This window comes from Streptomyces sp. NPDC048461, from assembly GCF_055587105.1.
Map to the genome: position 1 here is coordinate 1 of NZ_JBVJGW010000070.1, position 1,998 is coordinate 1,998.

1 protein-coding gene is annotated in these 1,998 nt (G+C 70.2%); it reads right to left on the reverse strand.

All coding sequences use genetic code 11. The features are described from left to right. Nucleotides 1-284: 284 nt before the first annotated feature. Nucleotides 285-1,472, reverse strand: coding sequence for a hypothetical protein (locus tag ACZ6S8_RS39500; RefSeq protein ID WP_469463232.1), 1,188 nt, complete (start codon nt 1,470-1,472; stop codon nt 285-287). Between the last annotated feature and the right edge of the window lie 526 nt (nt 1,473-1,998).

Consider the following 1,998-nt stretch of genomic DNA (forward strand, 5'->3'; position numbering starts at 1 on the left):
CCTCCCACCCCCCCGGCGCGGCGCGTCGGGGGTGAGGGAGGGTCACCGGCCGCGCTGCGCGCGGCCGGTGATGGCCTTTCGCTGCGCTTCAGGCCGGGCCGGTCCGCTGCGCTCCCCGGCCCTGAGCCCGCTTCGCGGGCGGCTGGCAAGGGCGGAGGGTGGCGGCGGTGTGTCATCTGATGCAGGATGTAGCTTTGGCGAAATAGCTGGGCACCCGGGGTGGGGTGAACGCGGGGACCGGAGAGTTTCTGGCCTTTCGTCAGAAACTCTCCGGTCCGGCTCGTTTAGATGCCCGGGAAGAACACCCGGGAGGCGAACGGGTGCTGGTGGATCTTACCGAGGTATTCGGCCTGGAATGCCTTTCGGGCCGCTACTTCGTCGGCGCGGAGGATTCCTACTCCCTTCTTCGTCTTCACGACCACTCCGTCGATGATGCTGATTCCCGCTCCGCCGAGATCGGAGAAGAGATTGATTCGCAGGTGCAGGTACACCCTGCCGTCCTGCTCGGCGATGGTGACCGCATAGGCCAGATCGGCGAGCGGGTAAACGTGGGTGTCGCGGGACCGGTTGGCCTCCCGATGACTCGTCAGGATTTCCGGGCGGAGCGCCCGAAGGTAGTGCGCCAGGGTGGCGCGTGTAGCCGGACGAAGGGGGATGCTGATGTCGTCCGCGTCGAACTCCCGGACCACGGGCCTTTCCCACATGCCGGTGTCGCCGGTGGTGCAGGTGCTCACGATCTCGTCGTAGGTGCGCCGCAGCTTGCGCTGCACGTAGGCGAGATCGGCATGGAGCCCGGGGTCCGTGAGGCTTGCCCATCCCTCCGGCAGGAGGAACTGAGCCGTCACGGTTGCCGTGGGGGTGGAGAGCGCCGGTACGGGGACGAGGACGCGGAGCGCGTCCGGGTCCACGCAGTCGGCGCTGAGGAGCGATCCGAGCACGGAGGCTTCCTCCACGATGCGCCGCGACCGGCTGGCGGAGAGGGCTCCCGCCCGCACCGCCATTTCCGCGACGGTCGCCCGCTCGGCCTGGGTACGCCCGACCAAGTGAGCGTGGAACCGCTTTTCACCCTGGATGGACTCGCGGTCCACCGTCGCGGGGTCGTAGCTCCACGACACGACCGGAGTGAGGTCGTAGGCGCGGCAGTGGTCCGCGAATGCATCGGCCATGACTCCGAAGGCCGCGCCGAACTTTGCGGAGTGGTCGTGCAGTCCCGGCCGGTGCGTCGCCCCGGCCGAGATCACCATGAGCTCGAACAACGCGTGGGGCGCGCTCTTGTTGGTGAGGGCGAACGCCTCATCGGGCGAGATCACGACGTGTCCGAACACCGTGGTCCGGTCGTACAGGTTGCTGACGGTCCGCAGACGGCCCGTCGCGTTGACGTAGCCCCGGTAGCCCTTCGCGGGCAGGGAGTCCACGACCCGGAGATCCATCCGACGGGCTTCAAGGTCGAGCGGGAGGAGACGACTCGTCATGTGCTGTCCTTTTCCGGTTGGTGAACGTTGTTGCCGGGTCGGGGTGTGCCGCCCCTCTCCGACAAAGACAACTTTACAGGACTCAAGCTCATCAGTCCACGGAAATCCCCTGCTCAGAAGCACTGCTCATAACCCCGAACCACCCGGGCGCGCAGCGCCAGGGCCTCCCTGGCGGGGAGCGCAGCGGACCGCCCCTCCCTGGCGGGGAGCGCAGCGGACCGCCCCCGCCCGCCGCGCAGCGGCGGGCCTCCCCCGGGCGCGCAGCGCGCCGGGTCACCCGCTGCGCGGGAAGCGGTTGAACCTCAGCCACGCCCCGGCCCGCACCCGGCCAACCAGGCCGCTGCGCCCCGCCGCTGCGCCGAGAGGGCGCGCAGCGCGCCGCGCAGCGGATCCGGTCACCCGCTGCGCGGGAAGCGGTTGAACCCCAGCCACACCCCGGCCCGCACCCGGCCAACCAGGCCGCTGCGCCCCGGCGCTGCGCCGAGAGGGCGCGCAGCGCCCGGCCCTCACGGGCCGCGCAGCGGAT

What these genes read in the sequence shown, in the direction of transcription:
- ACZ6S8_RS39500 (WP_469463232.1), bottom strand. Translation starts at nt 1,472, where the DNA reads ATGACGAGTCGTCTCCTCCCGCTCGACCTTGAAGCCCGTCGGATGGAT.